The organism is Candidatus Rickettsiella viridis (assembly GCF_003966755.1).
Lineage (GTDB): Bacteria > Pseudomonadota > Gammaproteobacteria > Diplorickettsiales > Diplorickettsiaceae > Rickettsiella_B > Rickettsiella_B viridis.
Window position 1 is genome coordinate 1,069,275 of record NZ_AP018005.1, and the last position, 23,541, is coordinate 1,092,815.

Here is a 23,541-nt window from a genome sequence, read left to right on the forward strand (position 1 = left end):
CTACCTTGACGAAAAATCACTTCAATTTTAGAATGATTATCGGCAATCAAGGAATATATAATAATGGGTTATGATAGCTCTCTATACGGTGAATCTAACACAAAGGCTCCTGAATTTCTCTCATTCGAAAAATCATATTATTCTAAAGAACAATATGATCTTATAAAAAAAAGCTGTGAAGAAATTAAAAAAATTACTGGTCTCCTCTCACGACTTAATAGAATCAATAACTTACAATATCAACTACTAAGAAAACAGTTAGATAACATCGAAAAAGAATTTATAATATATCTCCATCGTATTATTGATCATGAAAAAATAGCAAAAATCCATTCACAAAGTGTAAACTTACTGCATTGTATGTTTCGCGCTAATCTTTTTACCATTTCAATAATAATGACTATTATTATAGCTACCCTACTACTCCTTCCAATAACTCAGCTTGTAACCATCTCATTAAGCGCCATCATCATTAACACACTGATACTTTTTCAAATTAACGCAATACTTTTAAAAGATGAGTCACCTGTTTTACCGGCTATAAAAAACACCATTGCTCTTTCAATAGCCCAATTAGACCGCTTAATAGAAGCGTCAACACAACTCTGCAAAGACATTTTTTTTATTATTGTTGAAGATGTAGATCAAGATGAAAGTAAAAAAATGCCTTATGAAAGCCGATTCTCTAATAATTCCGGGCCGTTGTTCTTGCCTTTAAGCTTATCAGAAAAACGCTTCGTATCTGTCCCATCACTATCCTGTGATAAAGACATACAAACGATTACAAACGATAATATAGATGACCACCCGCTTTACACTTCAACACCTTAAATTTCACTTTAATTATTGCCCTTATTATAAAAAATGAGGCCACCCATGCATTTTTTGTTCTCAACATTATCTGAGCAATAAAGAATCTATTTTTCCGTTACAAATTCGCAAATTCACTAAAGTGGATTAGACTATAAATAGATACCTTAAAAAAATCGCGCGAAAAATGCGCAAAAAAAACAGCCATGCTCCTCAAAAATAGGGCTTATGCATACTTTATTGACAGAAAAGTCTGTGTGAGTAAGGAAATAGCTTGCTATGCGATTAAAAATTATACTATTAATTCTTTTCAGCGGTGCTTTATTAGGCTTTAGTACACCCTTTTCAACTCCCCCACCATTGAAAACAAAAACTACTCCAACAAAACCAGAAGATATGCTTTCTAAAGATGTGCTGCGCTTTAATCGAGAATTACAAACGATAAAAGCAGAATATGTACAACCCACTTCCGAACATCAATTATTACAGAATGCCATGCAAGGTATGGCCAATGGCTTAGATCCCCATTCTAGTTTCTTAGATGCGGATGATTTAAAAGATCTACAAACAGCCACCACCGGGGAATTTAGCGGCTTAGGTTTAGAAGTTGCCATGGAAGACGGGTTATTACATGTAGTCACACCGATTGATGATGGTCCTGCACAAAAAGCAGGTATAAAATCAGGTGATTGGATTTTACGTATTAACAATAGTCCTATTCAAGGTTTAACCTTACGCGAAGCCGTAAAAAAAATGCGGGGGGAAAAAGGAACACCAATACATCTTACGCTTATTCGTAAGGGCTTACATAAACCTATCACTGTTGATCTAAAGCGCGAAACTATTCGTGTACGTAGCGTCAAAGGACGTCTGTTAGAACCTAATTTAGCCTATATTCGCATTAGTAGCTTTCAAGAAAGCACACGAAAAGATTTAGATAACCTCATCAATCAATTACAACACAAACAAAAAACACCCCTTAAAGGCTTAATACTTGATCTTAGAAATAATCCGGGTGGTCTATTAACATCGGCCAGCGACGTTGCTAATGCATTTTTGGATCCCAATAAAATGGGCTATCACCACGTCATTGTTTATACACAAGGTCAAACGCCTGAAGCTAACATGAAGCTCACGGCTAAACCCAACGATCAAATTTATCGTGAAGCAATGATTGTATTAATTAACCAAGGTAGTGCATCAGGCGCAGAAATTGTTGCCGGCGCACTACAAGATAACAAGCGCGCCGTGATTCTAGGCACCAAAAGTTTTGGTAAAGGTTCCGTGCAAACGGTTATTCCACTCGATGAAACCAGTGCATTGAAATTAACAACTGCACTCTACTACACACCTTCCGGCCGTTCTATTCAAGCCGCAGGCATTTTACCTGATATTACGCTGGATGAATTAAAAGTCAGTACCGTCGATGAAGATCCGGTCGATTCAATTTATCTACACGAATCTGAATTAAAAGGACATCTACAAAATGGTAATGCATCACCAAAAAATATTTTTGAAATGCCTACAACGATTGCAAGCAATGATTTAGTAAAAAATGATTATCAGCTCTTTGAAGCATTCAACTTATTGAAAGGTATGGTAGTACTACAAGAAACACCGATGAAAGGTTAAAGCATTTTACGGGGTTCGGATCCATCAAGATAAGGGGCAACAGCCCCTTTTTTTAATTCAACGAAGGGTTTTTTTATCTACTGAGTATATGTGTATCTTCTGTGCTCTCGAGCAAACTATCATGCGTACTACTTACCGAACCTTCGGCTTTATCAGCACTTTGAAAAAACGGATCATAAGAAGATTTAACATCAACCTTTTCACTTACTCGAGTGCTAAGCATTTTTTCAGCCATTAACTCTTCAAATGACTGGTATCGATTGCTTACTTGAGGCGCTAACATAGAGCTAGTCTTTGGTTGACCCGCCATTTTGTATTTATCGATACACGCCTTAAGATTATTCTCACACTCTTTTAAATTAGCAGATTTTTGATGGGTACCTTTTAGCAAATTTCCAACCCATCTTCCAATTTTCATCCCTATAGAACCATTATGATAAGTGTTCAAGCCAAAAAGAATAAGAGCAGCGACAATAAAAGGAAGAGTAATAGGGAAAATAGCAGCGACAATGGTAGATAATATAAAAAAGCTTACATGAAGAAAGGGAAAAGGAATAAAATAGCTCCCATTGGTTCCCCCACCCATACTCCAATACCCTATCCGTTCAGCAAGCTTATTTTTTGTATACTCCCCTAATGCGTTTAATAGCTGAATGTCCTCAGGATATTTTTCTAAACTCGCTAAAGCATCCTCGATTAAATTTAAGTTACAGTGTATTGGCAATAAGCTTTTATTAATACTAACGGCTGATTTTACTTCCACCCTCTGGGCTTTTCTTGTCCCTAAGTAGTAAATATCAAATACCAGTGATCTTTTCTGCAAAACGGATTGCAATTGCTTTGCATAACACCCATCAAACAGATATTCTTTCTCTTCTTTATTTTGCTTATCTTGTTCGCTTATAGCCATAAATCCCCTTTATTTACGAGTAGCTTTCGCATTCTATTTAAGAATACCAAACAGATACTTCAGAAAAAAATCAATTTTTTTATGGAAAATATTTTTCTAAAACTGAATTATCAATTATCATCACGACTTACTTGTATTTAATTAAGGCTACACAGCGGTAAATTTTTCTCTATTTTATCTATTTCATTATAAATTTGTTCAGAAAAAAATAAAGATATTTGGGGTCGGTCAGGAAGAATATAAACGGGTGTAGTATGAGTGGCTGGACCCGTGTTCATGCTAATAAAAGCACCATTGCCCGAAATTCTGCTATATTGCAGATCTCTGTCAAACAAACAATTAACTATTCCAAGCAAAAGCGCTTTTAATTTGAAGAGCATATATTGTAATTTACCGTTATACATCTCTTCACCAATAAAATTTTTCATCTCACTTAATGCTAAATCAAAATTTTTAATTCTATCCTTAATTTCTGCGATATCATCTTTATCTAAAACCTCACTACTCTTTTTATGGCATATATCTTCTAAATTTTTAGTCAAAAGAGCAAAATAATCTTCCATGCTTTTACGCTTGGGTAGATAATCTTCTCTGTGCTCAACTCTCACTTTTAACTTAGAATCCAGCTCTACAATAAACCCAGCAAACTCTTCTTTTAAATTACTAAACCACCCTGCAAGCTCATCATCGTGATACTCATGGCGGATACCATTAACACATGTATAACTCACATTTTTACTCCTGTAATTTAAATATAAAAAAAGAATTGATAATTAAAACTATAACTAAATATCTTTGGCACGAAAAGAAGCAAATTTAAAGTATCTTTTAAGCTGCTTTGACGAAATAAAATAATATAAAACAATTAACTAATGGTAGACCATCACATTAATTTTTTCTCTAAAACTAACTTCACTACATTAAGCTTAAATCCTTTATCGTATTTTCTGGACATGATACATCTTTGACTTAAGTAGTCGTCCCTGAAAAACTCCTTTAGCCGTCATGGCGAGGCTGGAACTTTGTTCCGGCCGTGGCCATCCAGGAAAAAACTAGCCTTTTCACTGGATTGCCGCGCGCTTCGCGCTCGCAATGACGGGCGGACGCATTCGTTTTTCGGTTAACTCGAACTTTGGTTTTTGGATTCGTTTTGCAAGCTTTCTGCCTATCTCGTTTCAAAGCTTGCAAAAGCTTATCCCATAAAATCTAACTTTGTTACTTCTTTAAAAAGCTTCCTGCTTTTTGAAGTGTAATGGATATATATACATGACTAAGATGTATTTTATATTATTTACAAAGTAAAGTTACCGTCGTAAAGTATCGAATTATCATTAGCAATAACTTCATTATCACTCTTACCGTGTACGGGTGATTTGAAGAAACCCCGATCGTATGAAGATCGTGGTGTTTGGCTGGCGGGATTCGTTACATCGATGTCAACTCCTTCCTGTGTGAGAAGTTTTACTATCTCTGTGTGACCGTACTTAATCGCAAGGTCTCGTGGTTTTCGGCCGTAGACATCGGGTTTATTGATCTTAGCTCCTCCCTCTATGAGAAGTTTTACTATCTCTATGTAACCTTTCTCAATCGCAACGCCTAGTGGTGTTTGGCCGTAGACGTCGGATTTATTGATCTTAGCTCCTCCCTTTATGAGAAGTTCTACTATCTCTGCGTGACCGTACTTAATCGCAAGCAATAGTAGCGTTTGGCCCTTAGCATTCGTTGCCTTGAAGTCAACTCCCTCCTGCTTGAGTAATGCTTCTACTATATCTTTGTCGCCGTTCAGACACGCAACGCCTAGTCGCATTTTGTCGTTGGTGACGTTAGCTTTTGCCTGTATGAGAAGTTTTACTATCTCTGTGTGACCTAGTAAAAACGCATAGTCTAGTGGGGTTAGGCCCTTGTTATTCATTGCATTGACATTAACTTCTTCCTGTATGAGAAGTTTTACTGTCTCTATTTGGCCGTTCAGACAAGCAACGTGTAGTGCGCTTTGGCCCTTGTTATTCGTTGCATTGACATTAGCTCCTTCCTGTATGAGGAGACGTCCTACCGCTTCGTGACCTTTAAAAGACGCATACTGTAGTGGCTCTCGGCCTTTGTTATCCTTTGTAATGCTATTTGCTCTTGCCTGTATGAGAAGTCCTACTACCGCTTCGTGACCTTTAGAAGACGCATAGTGTAGTGGGGTTAGGCCATTGGCATCTGTTTTATTGACATCAGCCCCTTCCTGTATGAGAAGCTTTACTATATCTGTGCAACCTTTCAGACACGCATTGTGTAGTGGTGTTTGGCCATCGGCATCTGTTTTATTGACATCAGCCCTTTCCTGTATGAGAAGCTTTACTATATCTGTGCAACCTTTCAGACACGCATAGTGTAGTGGTGTTTGGCCATCGGCATCTGTTTTATTGACATCTGCTCCTTCACGTATGAGAAATTCTGCTGTAGCTATGTGACCTTTAGAACACGCATCGTATAGTAGGGTTAGGCCGTTGGCATCGGGTTTATTTATATGAACCCGTTTCCCTTTAAAGTTTGATTCACGTTCCAAACGCTTGCCGTTATTTTCGCTCGCTGTGAGGAGTATCATAAGTAACTCAAAATCCATATCCTCTAATTTAAAGTTACTTCCTTTTTTATCATAGATTGTTTTAACTTCTTGATATACATTCCATACATTGTTAAAAATATTTTCAGCTTCCTCTGCAAAAGGCTTGATAAAAAGTTTAGCACAAGCGTCTGTATAACTACTATATAAGTCATCAACCAGAAGCGTAAGCGTATCTTTGAAATCAGCTCCCCATTGTGATTGCTTCGCTACCACAAATTTTATAAATTCATCTTTAGTAGGGATCTTTTTTTCTTTTTTTAGATACTCTTCAAAATAATGAGAGAGAGAAATTCTATCGCAGTATTCAAAATAATGAGAGGCAGAAACTTGATCGCTAGATGGGCCAAACTCTTCCTCAGCAGCTAGGAATTCTTTTTTCCCAGAAAAAGGATCCTTACTATAAGGGCGCATCGTAAATGGACACAATTTAAGCTGATACAAGTCTGTTTTCTTAAAATTATAATCTATTTCAGCCTTAGATATTAGCGATTTGCCATTAGGTGACTTTTCTATGGCATTATCTAGGGCTTTTTCGATTGAGTCTATTAATTCAAAGTGCATTTTTTCCTTTGGATCAAAATTTTTCCAAATAGCAAATATTTGTTCCAATGTAAATCTATGGGTATCGCGCTTACTTGAATCTTTGCTTAATATTAGTTTTTGGCCATCTGGAGAAAATTCTACTAACTGTGAGCGGTCCCCGAAACAATCCCCATCTCCAGAAGGGATAGTTCTATCTTTAAGTAAGCTAAAAAGTTGATAAAAAGAGCCAATATTTTTTTCAGGTTCCTTAGAATCTTGTTTACTTTTCCACCTTATAAATTTAACTATGTCGCAAATTCCGGTTCGGCGTAACGCCCACTCTTTACGATAGGCAATTTCTGCTAGATCTAAAAGTTCGCAATAGTATTCATTGATAATTACAGGTCGGTGGTAAAGACAATTGAATATCGCTGCCGCAACCGGTACTTTATCCATAGGTCCATCAGTGGGTGAGCCTGATAAAGACATGTTTGTCTTATCATTTCGTAATCGATAAATTAAATTTTCTTTCAAACCAGCTTTAAAAGCATCAAAATCACTCTCTCGCTGTAAAGATTCCTCACGTTCTTCTATTATAAAGTATAATCTGGCTAACCATAGTGCAGGAACACCAGGAAGTTTTCCATCCCCAAAAAATATATCGGATAATCGTTTGTCAATAGCTGCTTGATGCGAGGGATCAGTTGAGGTTGATTTAAGCAAGTCTTTAATATCTGGCCGTATCCTTCTGGTACCCGGTACACAAATTTTATCTATAACTCTATCCGTGCTTTCAGCCCAGATTCCATGCTCATTTTTTAATCCAAAAAGCGGATTCAGGATTACTATATCTATTTGGTCTTTACTAAAGTTTTTGAAAGCTGGGGGGAGGGGTTCAACTTGCTTACTAGCTTTGTTTGAATTTGCTACTTGTTCCACGTCTTGAGTATCGGTAGGTTCTAGTTCTTCCGCTAGAAGGACTCTATTCGAAACACGCGACTTAAGCTCCTTCGGAGAAAAACTAATTTCACTATCAAGAATCTTGAATATTTTTTCAAATATGGCTTTTATTTCCTTGACCCTTACATTGTTTTCGCTTGCCTGGGCATATAGTTCTCTAACACTTTTCTCGGCAACCTCTTCATCTTGAGTATTCATTATACCGTCTACTGGTTTAGCAATATTCTTAGAATTTTCACTAACAGTAGTAGCTATTAAATTACGTTGTAGTCTTAGGATCTCCGTTTTGAAAACTTTGTGTTTACCTTCCTCTATATCTTCTTTTGTTTGGCCTAAATTTTGGAGTATTAAGCTTTTTATGATCCTAGATTGTTCTTTAAGGAAACGAGCAGGGTTATTCCAATATCTTTTGATAAGTGCTACTAGTTCGCTATAGTCCTGTATTTCACCATTAACAATCATTATAAAATTCATAACGCTCGAACCTGGAATCCGTTCAGGGCGCGTAAAAGGAGCTAAGACAGACAGATCTACTTGATCTTCAGAATATTCAGAAGACTCAGAAGACTCAGAAGACTCAGAAGACTCAGAAGACTCAGAAGACTCAGAAGACTCAGAAGACTCAGAAGACTCAGAAGACTCAGAAGACTCAGGAACTTTAATATGCATAATGAGCTCTTTAATTCTAATATTACGATCGTCTAGGATGGCAGCACATCTATCAACTTCCTGTTTATCTATCTGACCATCAGTAATAATGACTAAATTAATTCCAGCTTCATCGGATGGCAAATATTTAACAAAGGTAGAAGGATCAGTACCGTTCTCACCTATCCTGCAATTTATCTTTATTGCCTGCTGTATACTCATCATTCTTGGTGTACGATTATTCCACAAAATACAATGTGCATTTGGGTGCGTGTTTTCCCATGATTTTAATTCGTCTTTGACATATGAATAATAATCTTCATACCCGTAAGTAGAACCCGAAATATCGATTGCAATAAAGAGGGGCTTAGTATCAGGCTTAGTATCAGGCATAGCATTCCTCTATATTGATTGTTTGTTTAGTTATAAATTTTTTACGAAACCGGCTTTGCTACAAAGAATTAAGTATTATTTACAATAACTTTTTTCTATATTATTCAATATGATACATGATTTTTCTAGAAAGAAAATTAATTTTTTTCAGGATAAAAATTTTTGTTTAATTCAATATGTAAATAATTAGTTATTTTCTTTGCTTTCTTAGGATAAATAATTCTTTCACCGTTATGTATCTTATTGATATGCGATTGTGAAATTTTTAAAATACCCGCTGCTTTTTGTTGTGTTCCACATTTACTAAAAAAATCTCAATTATTTATTGCTTCATAAGACGTTTTTAGCACCTATTATTTAGAACGTCTTATTCAGCTTAGCTAAAAAATTTATGACCCTGGTCATAAATTTTCAACATAATCTAAAAGAAAAAATAAATCTTAAATTTGTCTTAAAAAGTCTTTCTTAAAAGGAAGCCTTTTGCGCATTTAGATGGGGATGATCTTATTAAACGAATGGCAGAGAGAATCACAGGTACAAAGTTTGGTACATTTGCCTTTACAAGGCTAGGTAGGTTTATGCTTAAGTCATTGATTTTACTGGTGGGCCGTGATGGAATCGAACCATCGACCAATAGATTAAGAGTCGCCCACTTATAATCTAACTTATTGAAAAATGACCATTATTATAAACCGGACGACCCTTGCAAATGTATAATAATGGTTATGTATGTCATGTTCAGTCGCGCAAAAATCGCGCAATGATTTTAAAATTTTTTACTCTCAAACAGCGCCTTGTTTACCATTTAGGCTTAGAGAGTTATTCATCGCGGATGCCGATATGAACGTAGGCACAGATGGTTGTTGTACCTTAAAGAAGCCTTGCCCTAGCCAAAGAGTGGAGCCGTTGTTTTTATTGTTAAATACGGTATTTTTTTTGTTAGACAACAAAATACTGCCTTCAAAAGGTCTATGACTTGGAATATCAACATTATCTGTTTTTTCTGCTGAACTACTTTCACTACCTTCAGGAGAGATTAATCGTAAACTTTCGACGACTTCGAGTTCTGCTGTTAAGGCCTGCAAATTTTCTGTAAACGCATCTATTTCCCCTAAACTTACCTCAGATTGTTGGCTGAAATATTCAAAATCTTCTTTTCTGTCTTCTAAAATATGCCAAGCCCAACGCAAATCAGTTTCTTCTGTATCCAATATAGTTAGATCAGTTAACCTATTATCTATATTATCTAATGTTTCTTTCCATAATACCTTTTGATCGCCTGTAATAGAGGTAGTTTCGGATATTTCTTTCGATAATTTAGACTTATTACTTTTTTCTGAAAACAAATTTTGTAACCAACCGTATAATTTTTTTCCTTCGTGTAGTACAACTTGTAACAACATTAATTGCTCATTAAGTTGTTCAAAAGGACGCTGTGATATTTCTGGTGTATAAACAATATTGGTTTTCTTACCTTCACAATACACGGAAGGACGACCATTAAATTCAATGGGTCGACAACTTTTCTTAGAATAGCTATCTTCTGCTTTCTCTAATTTAACATAGCTATCTTTGAGAAAAATCATCATCTGCATGTTCTGTGTATAACAGGTAAAGCCTTTTAGATAAGCTTGGCCATGTCTAGCTCCTAGCGTGCACTGGCCCATTTGTCCCGCATTAGCGTTGGTTTCGTTAATTTTAGTCTTAAAGTAGCGCTCTAAATGATGATCTGATTTATTTTCGTATATTGATCTTAATTGCCTACTACGAACAGGTAGACTGTCATATACCCCAGTTTTTTCTAGTGCATTTTTCAGTGCAATTAGGAAATCCCCGGATACTTCGAATCGCTTAGGAAATTTTGTTGTATCAATCTTCGGAACAGCTAAACCACCATATACCCCACTTTTTGCCATCGCCTCTACCAATTTACTTAATGGACGACCAATCACTCCGTACTGATTAGAAGCTTTTGTTATATCAACGTTCCGTACTTCTCCTGCGTTATTATATCCAAATATTTTCCCCTTCAATGCATTTCTCATATCACTTGTCATAATATCGCCAATATTGCCAAGAATCCCTTTAATAAAATTAGTATGTTCAGTAATTTTTTTAGCATGGTGTTCATTCACCGCTGCCAGTACTATTTCTCCTAGCAAATCTCGAGGGATTGCACTACTTCGAATAGTTTGTCCGTTTGCATCAAAAGCAAGTTCGTTAAGTTTACTTATTATTGCCTCTTCATCTGTACTGTAAAGTCCCCTCAGTACTCTTGCTACTTCTAATAATGATTTTGTTTCCCTTAATCGGGACTGTGTCATAAATTCTATTGTTCTTTCAATGTTCTCAAAACCTATATATAGCATTTTATTCTTATCTATTAAGTCTGATTCATATAATCTTTGGTTGGCATTTGATTCTGCTCTAGATCCAATCACCATATCTTTCAGTCCGAAGAATTCAGAACTAACTTTACCTGCTGGAATAACCTTATTTTGTTTCCCTAAGATAAACTTAAACTCCTGAAATTCTCCGATCCAACTATGTGGCCTTAGCTTTCTTCTAATTGAATTTTGTTGATTCAACGGCTGATCTCTATCGTCATGTAGCGTTCGTGTTCCGCAACTAGCATCACTCCGTCGACAACGAAGTGTTCCACTATTACTTTTAATTTTACGAGACTTTCTCCCCATATTGAGTGTATCTATCGACAGAATTCCATTGAGTATCACTTGGTAGCTGGCAAGATTAGTCATATCCAATTCATCCCAAGAACCAGGAAGTTGTAGGTAAGTCACTCCACCTGCTATCCCAATCCCTCCTACAATTCTACCGCTTGCCCGCAGTACCTGTACTAAATTTACTTTATTCATATTTTTTCCAAAAGAATGTAAATCCTTTCCTAAAGTATTTATATTCCCTTTTAGAATTCTCCTCAGTGATTGCATCGCTTTTCTAAAAGTACGCCCATTTCTTGAAATTTTGACTAAATTTCCTTTTAAAAATTGGCTAGACTTTAAGGCACCCGCGGGAAGCATAGCCCCACCTAATCCGCCTCCTAAGATAGCTTCCCAAGTAGCAGGATCCTTCCAATTCCATTCCCAAAAAGCGGCATTACCCTGGTTCGTTAAAACACCACCGCCATAAGCTAAACCTGCTGCAGAAACCGAAGAGCTTCCTATTAATACACCTTTTCCTATACCAGAAAGACCGGTATATACACTTTTCAAACCACCAATTCCGCCTACTACTCCTGATCCTGCTCCAAATCCTTGAAACGCTGCATTCCAAGTATGAGGTCTATTCAATTCCCATTCTGCTGGATTCCAGTTACGATTACTTGCTGCTGTACTAAGATAGGTTCCTCCAGCGCCCAATAAAATGGTGGGTACTACGCCAATAGCACCTGCTGAAGTAACAAACCCTATAGGGACAAAAGCACCAGCTACTCCGCCAATACCTATGCCAGCATAAGTACTTTTATGCTTCCAATCCCAGTCGGCAGGATTCCATCGATTGTTAGCTGTTGCACCTCCAAGATAGGCGCCTGCCGATGCAGTTACTACAGTTGCTCCAATTAATATGATGACTGCAATCGCTAACTCTCCATCGGGATCCACGAGAGAAACAGGCGAATTACCGGCGTATTTATAGGGACTAAAATATTGCTCTTTGGGGTCAATTTGGTAAAAGCGGCCAATACTTGGGTCGTATAAGCGAGCGTGGTAATTATAGAGTCCTGTTTCTTCATCGCATTCTTGCCCCGTGTAACGGTATGTAATATGGGCATCAGGATTATTGCCATAAGAACGCATGAGCTGGCCGTATGGTAAGTAATCATAAGCGGCTTCAACTCGTCCGTCTTTGACAATTAAACGAATCGAACCTTCATGATCGGTAATGACACTGTAGTAAGCATTGTTCCGAATAAAACCTAATAGGCCTCGAGGTCCATAGAGATAGACAGTTATGATTGCCTCAGACGGTTCTTGTTTCTCATAGGTGACTTGGTAGTCGACCAACACTCTGCCTTCTTCATCACGAATATAGTAAATTTCTTTACTGACTTTTCCATCCGCTGATGCTACGCGCTTTAACACGCGTTCTCCTTTGGCATCGTAGGAAAATTTTAGACTACGACCATCAGCTAATAAAATACGTCTTGTACGTTGCGAAGTGGGATCATAATCGATTTGTTGTATTCCGCGATGTATGGCCTTAACTACATTACCCTGCGCATCATGATCCATAGAAAGTAGTTCTTCTGGCTTCGATGTAGTAACTTGATCAATTTTAACAGCGTGAATTTGATTCGTGCCATTTCGGTAATCCAATTCATACCGATCAAACCCTGTATAAAAATGAAGATGGTTACCGTTAGCATCAATGTCATAGGATTCAATATCAAAAGCTGTTTCACCTAAAACATGCGAAAAGTGGCAAAATAAAACACGAATAATATCGGGAATAAAAGCCGTATAATTACGTAAAGCGTCCTTAAAACTGGTTTCTAAGGAATTTAAGGCATAAAACGGTGCATCTTGAAGGTAGTGTTTATTTCGTAGCACATCCCAAATACGCTGCGCGTCAGTTTTAGCTTTTTGAATCTCATCTGGCAAGGCAGCATAGGTTTCTATTCCTTTCCATTTTAAGAAAATAGCTTGAAACTCCTCATAATTAAGTTCACGGCGCTCACTTAAACGGGTCATTAGCAATTTCTTAATCGGAAGCGTATAAGGTGTATATATCTGTGTATATAAATTTTCGATCTCACGCAAATCTTTACGTAATGCTTCTTCTCGGAAAAAGGAGCGATCGGGTTTTCCATAGATAGCACCGAGATCGCTTTGATGTTTATCTTGATTAAGATATTCTGCCCGGTGCAAGGCTTGCCAAATAGCTTTCGATTGGGTGGACGTTAATCCTGAAATTTCTTCGGAAAACGTTGTGGGTTGTAATGGTCCCAACGTTTCTTTTGGATCACCTACAAAATATTTTCCTTTTGTTAATTCTTGATAATTACCATACGCATAGCGATGTCCGTAGACAGGGAAATAACGTTCTGCAAGGGTTTTAGCGATTTGATAACCTATTGCTCCATCACTACAAAACAGAGGGAGGGTATTAAATTCTTTAGGATAGTACAGTTTAATAGGACGTTTCATCCAATCCAAATACTCTTCATTAATGAGAGCCTGAACACAACGCGTTGATATTTCTGGCGTTACCCATTGATCATCTGCAAAAGCTTTATCGTTGATAACAAAGGAACGTGGATCGGCATCCTTGAACCAGCTCGCATTAAAAACGGTTTGCATAACCATACCATCGCCATATCCGGCTTGACCATATCCCCCTTCGGTATAAGTTAAATCTTCAGCCAAAAACGGATCCGTAATTTTTTCAAGAAATCCTGGGGAATTATAGTGATAATGACGAACAAAACGGTGTTGAGAGGAACCAGGCCGGTGCTGTTCGCTGAGAAGTTGACCACTTGCGTGATAATCAAATTTGGCATAGTAAGTAGAGTTATTGTCTGTTCCTAGCGCTACGAGCTGACCTTGCTTATTATATTGATAGGTTAATTTAAAAGGCTTGTCATCGATAGCAATGGGATAGGAAAGTGACTGTAATCGACCTGCCACGTATTGCTTATCAATGAAAGCTAACATGGACAGAATTCCTTTGACTTCTACTTGATGATCCGCATTAAAACGAAATTCCTCAAAAAAGGGTTTTTCTTCGTTAAAGGTTACCAGTTGTTTAATTCGATTACGTAAAATGGGCTCCACATGATTGGCGGTATAATAAAATCGTTGATAATCCTGAGCGTCAGATGGTTCTACTGATGAATCTACATAGTTTAGTAACTCAGATTGATTCTGCGGTAGTTTGAAGTACCCTGTTCGGTGGAGCTGGCCATATTCGTTATAGGCTAAATAAACGACTTTTTCTGTTTGATTGGCACCAAACCCCATAAACCTTAGCTTATCATCGGGTGTATACGTAAATGTTACTGTCCCACTATCTGGCGTTGTTTTACTTAATAAATGGCCATTTTCATGGTAAACATAATGGGTGCCTAACCGTTGCCAATACTTTTCTTGCTCTGACAGGCGTGCTTCTTCTCCTGTTTTCAGAGGTTGCGTTTTAAATCGGCTATGGACTTTTTCGTGATAAAGTGGCGGTAAAATCTTTATTAAACGGTTGTTCTCATCATATTCATAGGTACTTAATTGATGATCATAGCCGGGTACATGTTGATACAAGGCAACCCGATTAGTATTTTTATCAAAAATTTCTACTTGGCGACGGCCATTCGGTTGAATTTCAACGTGTTGTCGATAACCCTGATTCAAAGGAAAAAGGTTGGTTAAAAAAGCAATGTTGGCTTGTTTACTGAATTTTTTCACATAAGGACCACCCACTGAAAAATCGGGACCAGGTAAACCTATCGCTTGTTTTTCATTAAGCAGATTGGGAGCGTAAGTGACACGTTGATAAGCAAATCCACGGTCTTGATGGTTTAAATGATTGACTTCACCAGGGAGATAACCGGTATTCCATACAGAATTAGAATCTGATGGATGATCGTTGGTGACAAAATCGGGGTAATAAGCAAGTAATGATTGGTTGCTCGCACGTGTCAACGACGTGACTTTAGTCGTAATGGCTAGACGACCTAAGGTATCGTACAAAGTTTCAGAAACCAGCGCTGTTTGTGCATCTTTTAAAGTTATCACTTGGGTTTTCTCGCCAAAACGATTGAAATACTCAACCTGTACACTGGGATTATTCATCAGACAAAGATCTTTAATAGCTACGTGGCCTCGTGCTTCTAACATCAAACGGGTCCAAGGCTTTAATGATTGATCGTTACCCGCAGACCAAGCTTGATCAAAAAGTAGAACACCTTCTGACCATACCCATAAACGATTTTTTTCGACGAAGAAAATCCATTCACCTTGTATCGGCAGTCCTTTCATGGATTTGGTATGACAAGATGGACAAAACAAGGTGCTACTCATACCTTGACGGGTTAACTCCACATAACTGCCTTGCCAATGCCAGCGCAAAGAAGCGGATGAAGATAAAAAAGCTATTTCACAGCGAAGCGCAAGGGATGCGCTATCTAATAAGCGCGAATCAGCTGCTATCTGATTCCAATGGTTTGCCTGATGATACAATTGTCCTGGTGCGATTTTCCAGGTTTCTGGTTCATTGACTGTCCAACGACTCCGTAGCGCAAAAGGATCAAATTCTTCGTAAAATCCACTTTCTGGCTGGAAAGTAACACGGCTAGCTTGTGTTTTCTCTATGCCTTCAGGCAGCGGAAAAAGATAACCTGTTTTGCTTTCGGCTGATACAAACTCTAGTTGCCCTTGTTCTTTCAGTGTAGCAATGGGTTGGTGCAATCTGTTATAAAGTGTTCGAGTGACCAGGCCGTTCATCTGAATGACTGCTGTCGGTTGGCTTGTCACTGGATGATACACGGAAACTTCAAAAGCACTATCTAAAGGTGAAAACCGAATATGGTCTAAATCGACACTTATATTCGTTGCAGTTCCGACACGAAGCACTATATTTAAAGGGATATCTATTTTATGAGCAGGAGGAGAATCTGAAACACTAGCAAGTGGTGAAGACACTACCATACTACTACTTTCAGTGATATTGCTTGTCGCAGCTTGCATTGTCATTTCTTGATAAATAGCCTTAATGAAGGGAAGCTCAACAAGTAACTCAAGATAGGACCAATCACCCGACTGAAATTTAACTCGACTCAATACCCCTAAAACTTCTTCTCCCTGGTCAGTGAAGATAACTCCTTTAAGAAAGGGTACCGCTTGATTTAATTCTACAGGTTGACTACAGCGTACCCAACAGGAAGCAAGATAAGTTGTATCTTGACGGCGGGGCTGAAAAATCGCTTCCAGGTAGGTATCATTGCTTTCTTTTTTTCCATCAAGATGTAAATAATTTTCGCCTGTAAAAGAAAAACCTCGTTTAACGATGTTTTCTTTGTTGAACTCCCATCTTTTTACTAGTAAGGTGCTGTTTTGAGCTAATTTACCTATTTGATTCACCTCATAGGATTCAAAACCGTAATAACCTACTTCTTCATCTTCTAATATATAAGGAGAGAAGTCTGCAATAACAAGTCGTTCAGTGTGATCCCATAATTGACTTTTTGAAATATTATTCTGATTTGTAGTTTCATTTAGTGGCGCTATGATTTCTTTGTTATTCTTCTTAGGAACTTGAACTATTTTATCCTGCCCATCAAAAAATGCTTGTTCGTGTGTAATTTCCTTTTTAGTCGTGTCATATCTCCATATCTCTTCACGCCAGCCCGACAACGTTTTATTAGTGCCCGGAATAATAGTCACTTTTTTGGTTTGCACAGAACTATTTTCTGTATTATGGCTAGAATCCACTTCGTAAGAAAAACCTGTATGCCGCTGGGTTATTTGATCATTAAAAACAACTTCACGAATAATTGGTTGTAGCAAATGGGGTAAAAAATGGGTTAGAGGTTGAATCAGTAATGCCTCTGGTTTTCCACCTTTTTGACCCACCCACTCCGATAAAGGTAATTTTTTAAGTGTTATTAATCCATAAGCACTAGCACCCATCAACTGTGCATTGGGTATAGATTGAAAGGATGCATTTTCCCCATTAAAAGTTATCAGACCAATTTCATTAGTATTTACTTGAAAAGTAAGGAAATAAGGATCAACACGTAATAATTTTAACGGATCATGAACCCCTAAATTTCTTATAACTTCACTGTGTAGATGACCGTCCTTATTTTTTTTATACAGTTTAAAAGAAGATTTTTTATCTGTCTGTTTTAAAACGAAATGTTTATTTAGATCAATTGTTACTTCTTCGCTTTTTATTGGAAGATCAACCTTTTCCCATCCAGTTCCTGTTATTCGCAGTAATGTATCATTACCACACACTACACCTTGTGGACTCATGTGAATCTGGTAAAAGGATCCCCAAGCGAATAATAGAGTCCTTTTAAAAAATTCTTTTGATTCATTAGCAGCATTATATTCTTTTAGTTTGTCTTCAACGTGATTTTTATTTGCAGTTTTTGCCCACTCTGCGATTTTCCCCGAAACAAATGTTTTAATTTTTACCTTAAAATGTTCCCCTTCTTCTACGTAACCTAATTGATAGACATCGTCCTTACCTTCATGATTTTGAGTTAATTCTCTAATTTTCTCTCGTTCTAGCTTATCCGTATGGGTTTTTACTATATTGAAGTTTTCGTCTAACAAAAATAAATGAATATGCATTCTCAATTGAGCATTTTCTTTTTTCAATTCCAATGCGCTTAATTGAATAAAATTATGTAACATTTGTAAGCCATTGTATTTCAAGACCGTCAGCAATTGTTCCTGCATGTCTTGTGCTAACTCAAAACGCCCTATCGTTTGGCGATTCATGCTAGCTAAACCAACGAGGTTAGATTTTAACAATTTTGTTTTCCAACAACTTTGGTTATCGAGATAACCCATCCATAAATTTTTATCGTCATAGGTGGCAAAGGACCGCCCATGAATAATAAAACTCTCGATTGGCTGTTGTAATGAATGAGGTATAGGTGCGGATAGTAAACTCTTACGCCACTGTTGTTCCTTTTTATTCCAATCAACTATAGTAACAGTGCCTTGGCCCATTTCTACCACAGCAATAAAACTTTCCCCCGTACGAATAAGTGCGGCCTTATCCCATTCATAATAGGCAGGATCTACCGAAAAATTTCCCTGATAACGATGAAATAAATACACCTCCTGAGTCGCTTGGGTATACAAAAGAAGCACAAAAAAATCTTCGCCTAAGTGTATCTGGTAGTTTTTGTTGATTTCTGGCCTTTTATATAAAGGCTTTTTTGGATGAACCGTAGTTGTAGCCAGAATGTCTGTTGCATCTGAATTGAGTATTTGCAGCACAATTTCTTCTTGACTATCTTCATAAGATACTACGGTATAATTTGATCCTTGATTAACAGCAAGGCTATCTTTTTGGGGACTCACCCAATGTTTTATTTCAGGTGCTTGTGGAACCAAGTTAAGTCCTTGATAATGAAACTGAGCACTCGTGTTTTGTGGTGAAACAACCTCGACCAATAAGAGGTGTTCTAACTGTTTTTTATAACGGAATTGCAGTAACTTCTCATATTGGTTCGATCCGAATTTCTGCTCAATATTTGTCAACAAACGCTGTTCATTACGAATTTCATAGTTAAAACTTAAGTGTTGTTGGTAAGTAGGTGTATCTAATTGATATCCACTGAGATAACGTCGTTGCACACCGGGACAGTGAATAAACCCTTCCTTATCCAATATAGGTTCCACAGTATATTCATCAGTTGTTTTATTTGTATACTCTAAATTCAGTGTTGTCCCTTGTTGGTTAGAAATTTTTTTTAATACGATTGACTCCGTAAACTCCTTCCCATTAGGTACTGTGCGATTAACTGTCTCGTAATGATAATAAAGTGTTTGATTACTACGTTTTGTATGACGTTCTACTAAATACCAAGCTACAGGTACAGGTTCTTGAGAAGCCGCGGCGCGACCTAAACCACGCCAATAGGGCCAAGTTAAACGCCACTGAATAGCAGTAACCTGATTTGCTGCATTCGCTTGACCGTAAATACAATGCATTTCATCAGTATCAATAACCCAACGTTGATTGCGACGTTCATAGTAAATTTTAAGATCAGGCATCTCCGCTGATGCAAAAATCAACTTATCTGAACCTGCCGTATGAGACTCAATGTATCGTAAATACTGTATCCTGCCAGATACCATCAAGGTATAGCGTTGATCTTCTAAGCGAAGACTCCCTTGATCTTCAACGAAAATCATGTCTTGAGTTAAAGCGGTTGACCAACCTACACCCAATAATCCATTTTTGGAGGATGGTATCTGGTTGTTATAAGAAAAAGCCAATTGGATAGTAAGATCACCAGGTAAATCGATATCGACTAACGGTAATGTAAAATGTACCTGACCGTTCGGAATATCAATCGCATTTTCAAATATACGATGCTCCCACTGGTCTGCCCAACGACGGTGAAATATATCTAAATTCGTATGTTTTATTTGATCAGGTATGGTAACGTTAGAACGTATCGGCAACGCAAATTTAGGAACGGATACTTCAAATTCTTCATTGTTTTCATGTATGTCTGTATCATTTTTTTTTTCGCCGGATCCCCTGACCTTAGTTATCTCAAATAGTTGAAGGTTACTCTGGTCTTGGGTTAGTAAAGTAGGCGTTGAGGAGTTGAATGAACAGGACGGCAATATCTTTAAAACCTGTACATATCGCTCAGTTCCTATCAACGAACTACTATCTAAAACAGAGCACCACTCATTCTGTATAGGATCAAAGGTTAAAAAAGTTATTCCTTGTGGTCCGGTTAAAATTAGCTCATTTCGTTGATCGCCATCTAGATCAAACAGTTGTAACGATCTAAAATACTCCGGTTTCCAACCTCTATTTTTAGATAAATTAGCACTGTAAGATAGTAAGGCATAACTGTTATTATTCCGTTGATATTGATAGACAAATAGGCCGCTATCATTCCAAACTACAATATCTTGATAAATTTGATGCGTTAAATCAGTAAACAGCAAGCTATCTTCCTGCGTAGTGTTACCAATCTTTGCAGCGATCGGAGTATTTAAAAAATTATTTAAGCTATAGTCTGGTTTAAATTCGTATAAACTTAAACCTTCACTGTTACGCAATACAATATCATCTTGACCACGACGACGTGTATCCGTAACAAAAAAATCTGTCTCCGGATCGTTCCAAATTGGTTGCTGAATAATTGCTGGGTTTTTTATACCCACAGACCACAGCGGCATACTGTAGTTTCTTTTAACATCCTCCTTGCTTACAACATAAAACTTTACTCCTTCTCGTGAACTGTGGGTTAGCACACCAAGAGAGCTTTTATCTGAATAAAAATGGCCAAATCTAACAGTGTGATTTGCTTGATTCCAATGATGAACATCATGAAAACGTAAATCTTGAGCTACTAATTCAAATTTTTGAGGCAAACTTTTACTAGGGCGATAAAAACTGATGCCTTGTATTGTTCGTAAAATAAGCATAGGCTCGCCCACGCCTAAGACATCGGATACGTAGGCTGGATAAGCTGTACTCGAATAGCTCCTCTCTCGATTGAACAGTGGTTCAGAAACTATTTTATGTAAGGTTTTTTCTTCTTTGTTGTATTCGTAATAAGCTATTTCACGATTTTGACGAATGTAAAAAGGCTGTAACGTACACTTTCTAATATCATCACCTTGAATAATATCTTCAGATGGTCCTGAGAGATTAAAATGAAATGAGCGAATAGAATCTAAACGATTAAGCTGATAGTTAAGTAGTGGCATAGCTAACTTCCTTATTTTTCTATTTCTTTTAAATAGAGTGCAGTAATTATTACTGCACTCTATTTAACTGTATTCTTAAAAAAATTACTTTGAGAGAGTTGTATTCAACTTTCCTTGATAAGGAGCACTTAAGTGAGTATCCCCTACATCTGATAAATTTGAAAACGGCGCATTGCCATCCAACAAAGCTGTTTGAGGTCGCTGAACACCAAAAAATAGCAAGTTACTTCCAAAACTATTTTTTAAAAAAGATAACTCGCTGCTGTTATTAACAGCATTACTATTTACCTCAGTACCTACTAAATTCCTACCCGACACACCTCTTAGTTTATCCTTTTGATCCAGTTTTTCATTAGCGAGCATTGCATTAACAACTGTAAACCTTTCCGATAGATCTCGACGTTTTCTACTACCATATGATCCACAATCTTCAATCTTCCAGCGAGCCTGCAACAAAGGAGTGTTTGGTATCCAAGTAAATACTCGACGCCTATCATCATCATATTTTAAATCATCAGCAGCTGCATAAAGTGTTTCATCATAAAAATCATTCCACAATGCAATTTCTGAACCATCTTTAGAGTCATCTGTTGTTAACAACTCAACTCTCCACTCATTTTTTTGAACTCGATTTCCGTTACGCCACGTAAATATTTGTCGTCTATCATCATCATATTTTAAATCACCAATAGCCGCATATAGATATTGTCCCCGATAATTATTTTTTATCTCAAATGTTTTTCCCTGATCATAAGTTTCAAATTTCCAAACAGCATGGCTTCCCGGATATCCAGAACGCCATGTAAACACTCTCCATCTATCATCATCATATTTAAAATAATTATTGGCTGAATATAAATATTCATTATTTTTCACTGTATTTCTAAGACAAACTTTACGCCATAATAAATGTCTAACAGCTTCTGGCAAACCAGATTTTAGCGAATCATAAATGTTTTTATATTCTTGGCCAATATTAGAATAATTAGGCATATCCATATATTCTTTAATTCGATACCCTACTCGTACCATTTCTGGCGTAAAAAATTGGCCATTTTGTTTCATTCCTTCTATAAGGATTTTGTAACCCACTGCTGACTGCGAAATTAAAGGCAAACGGCTAATAAAGCCCTCTACTTTATTAAAATTACTTAAAGAACTACCATAAGCTTCTCGAATAATATGTTCAAGTTCTTCTTTAAACCAATGTTTATTAGTGTCTAACTCTATAATATGCTGCCATTTAGTATTTGCCTGTTCCGGGCTTCCGTCTCTAATAGCAGCAATGCAATCTTGAATCGCACGTTGCTTATTGGCATCTCGGTCGGCTTCTCTTCGTCTTGCATTTTCTTTATCCTGTTCTGTAAGCTTGCCTTCAATATTGGCTATTTTTTGTAAGAGTGCCGTATTAATTGAATCCAGCTGAGATTGCAATCCTTGTACTTGTTGATTAATAGCGTCTATTTGCACTGAATGTTCCTGATATACATCTCTTTTAATATTATCTAATCGGGCAGTTAAAGTAGCTATTCTGGATTCAGCCTCATTTTTAATACGCAATACATCAGCTAAACTAGCTTCAGAATTAGTTACCCTATCTACTCTGTTTTTCAAATCATTTACATCTTCCTGAAGATAGCTTAAATTAGTCATTATCTGAGCATTCTCATTTGGAGGTTGCGGACCCACACCAGATTGTCTAGGATTCCTTGATTGTTTACTAGAGTTAGCTAACTCTTTTGCGTCCTTTTCATCCGTAATTTTTGGATCATTCAGTGGAAATAGCAAACTTTGTAGTTGTTTGTTGATAACTTCTAATTCCCCTATATATTCTAGCGGTATATTCTCTTTAAGACTGTCTAACCTATCAATCAAGATATGTAGTCTATTTTCAGTATCCACATTAACTTGATAGGAACCAGCTGTCTGATTTAAATTTACACTAAAGTCATTTATATCTTCTTTAAGCCACTTCAATCTATTTATTGCTACATTATTGTTACTATCTTTTCTCTGTGATTCAAAATCTAATTGTCTTAATCTCCTAGATATCTTAAAATTAATCACCTTATCTTTTTCTTGCTTAGTTTCAATATGTACGGAGGATCCTATCCGTTGTTCTATCAGAGCTAAACTCTCGTTAAGATGGGGTTTATCTAAAAGTAGTAAATCAGTTGAATTATTAGTTCTTGAAGAAGCCTGACCCTGAAAATTACCTAAAGCACTACTACTTACAACTTGACCAACTAAACCTAATGTCAGTACTTTCGCTGGATTATTTAAAATAAATTGTGTAGAGCTGTACAAACCATTTAATAAGCCGGAAATAAAACCATTTCGTTTCGGTTGTAACTCTGAAACTTTGTTAACTTTAGAATCTTTACGCTGCTTTTTATCTACATGAGAAGAATTGGAATTATTGGTAATAACATTTGACATATAAGCATCCCTTTATAGTTGGTAAAAATTTTGTTGTATCTAATTTAAAAATACCACTTCGATAAACTTCTAATTTATAGTAATAAAATTTTATAAATTTTTCAATTAATATTAAATGTATAATACGTTTAAATAAAAAAATCAATTTAATTATAGAACTCTCTATTACAAAATAGAGCAAA

At 36.9% G+C, this 23,541-nt stretch carries 7 protein-coding genes, 1 tRNA gene and 1 pseudogene; 2 read left to right on the plus strand and 7 right to left on the minus strand.

What is annotated here, in order from left to right; translation table 11 throughout:
• Positions 1 to 63 precede the first annotated feature (63 nt).
• Together DMP02_RS04895 and DMP02_RS04900 are read left to right on the plus strand one after the other, a co-directional pair.
• Positions 64 to 831 carry a hypothetical protein gene (locus DMP02_RS04895; RefSeq protein WP_126322959.1) on the plus strand — a complete coding sequence of 256 codons (768 nt, stop codon included), beginning with the start codon at positions 64 to 66 and terminating at the stop codon, positions 829 to 831.
• 258 nt (positions 832 to 1,089) lie between these two features.
• Positions 1,090 to 2,442, plus strand: coding sequence for a S41 family peptidase (locus DMP02_RS04900; RefSeq protein ID WP_126322960.1), 1,353 nt, complete (start codon positions 1,090 to 1,092; stop codon positions 2,440 to 2,442).
• Positions 2,443 to 2,515: 73 nt separating this feature from the next.
• Here DMP02_RS04900 and DMP02_RS04905 read toward each other — a convergent pair whose 3' ends face one another.
• The 7 genes and pseudogenes from DMP02_RS04905 to DMP02_RS04930 all read right to left on the minus strand — a co-directional run bounded on the left by DMP02_RS04905 (position 2,516) and on the right by DMP02_RS04930 (position 23,359).
• Entirely contained in the window at positions 2,516 to 3,352 is an 837-nt protein-coding gene (locus DMP02_RS04905; protein WP_126322962.1) for a hypothetical protein, read from the minus strand.
• A gap of 137 nt (positions 3,353 to 3,489) precedes the next feature.
• Positions 3,490 to 4,083, minus strand: coding sequence for a hypothetical protein (locus tag DMP02_RS04910; protein ID WP_126322964.1), 594 nt, complete (start codon positions 4,081 to 4,083; stop codon positions 3,490 to 3,492).
• A 560-nt stretch (positions 4,084 to 4,643) separates the two neighbouring features.
• Positions 4,644 to 8,489 (minus strand): ankyrin repeat domain-containing protein, encoded by a 3,846-nt coding sequence (locus DMP02_RS04915; RefSeq protein ID WP_172593984.1) that lies wholly within the window; start codon positions 8,487 to 8,489, stop codon positions 4,644 to 4,646.
• Between the two features lie 137 nt (positions 8,490 to 8,626).
• Positions 8,627 to 8,770: pseudogene (locus DMP02_RS07545) on the minus strand (hypothetical protein); the annotation flags it as partial.
• A 319-nt stretch (positions 8,771 to 9,089) separates the two neighbouring features.
• Positions 9,090 to 9,192, minus strand: a tRNA-OTHER gene (locus tag DMP02_RS07240).
• A gap of 79 nt (positions 9,193 to 9,271) precedes the next feature.
• Positions 9,272 to 20,920 carry an RHS repeat-associated core domain-containing protein gene (locus DMP02_RS04925; protein ID WP_126322284.1) on the minus strand — a complete coding sequence of 3,883 codons (11,649 nt, stop codon included), beginning with the start codon at positions 20,918 to 20,920 and terminating at the stop codon, positions 9,272 to 9,274.
• An 84-nt stretch (positions 20,921 to 21,004) separates the two neighbouring features.
• A complete protein-coding gene (locus DMP02_RS04930) occupies positions 21,005 to 23,359 on the minus strand; it encodes a hypothetical protein (protein WP_126322285.1) in 2,355 nt (784 codons plus the stop codon).
• Positions 23,360 to 23,541: the final 182 nt, after the last annotated feature.

What these genes read in the sequence shown, in the direction of transcription:
- DMP02_RS04895 (WP_126322959.1), top strand. Translation starts at nt 64, where the DNA reads ATGGGTTATGATAGCTCTCTATACGGTGAATCTAACACAAAGGCTCCT.
- DMP02_RS04900 (WP_126322960.1), top strand. Translation starts at nt 1,090, where the DNA reads ATGCGATTAAAAATTATACTATTAATTCTTTTCAGCGGTGCTTTATTA.
- DMP02_RS04905 (WP_126322962.1), bottom strand. Translation starts at nt 3,352, where the DNA reads ATGGCTATAAGCGAACAAGATAAGCAAAATAAAGAAGAGAAAGAATAT.
- DMP02_RS04915 (WP_172593984.1), bottom strand. Translation starts at nt 8,489, where the DNA reads ATGCCTGATACTAAGCCTGATACTAAGCCCCTCTTTATTGCAATCGAT.
- DMP02_RS04925 (WP_126322284.1), bottom strand. Translation starts at nt 20,920, where the DNA reads ATGCCACTACTTAACTATCAGCTTAATCGTTTAGATTCTATTCGCTCA.
- DMP02_RS04930 (WP_126322285.1), bottom strand. Translation starts at nt 23,359, where the DNA reads ATGTCAAATGTTATTACCAATAATTCCAATTCTTCTCATGTAGATAAA.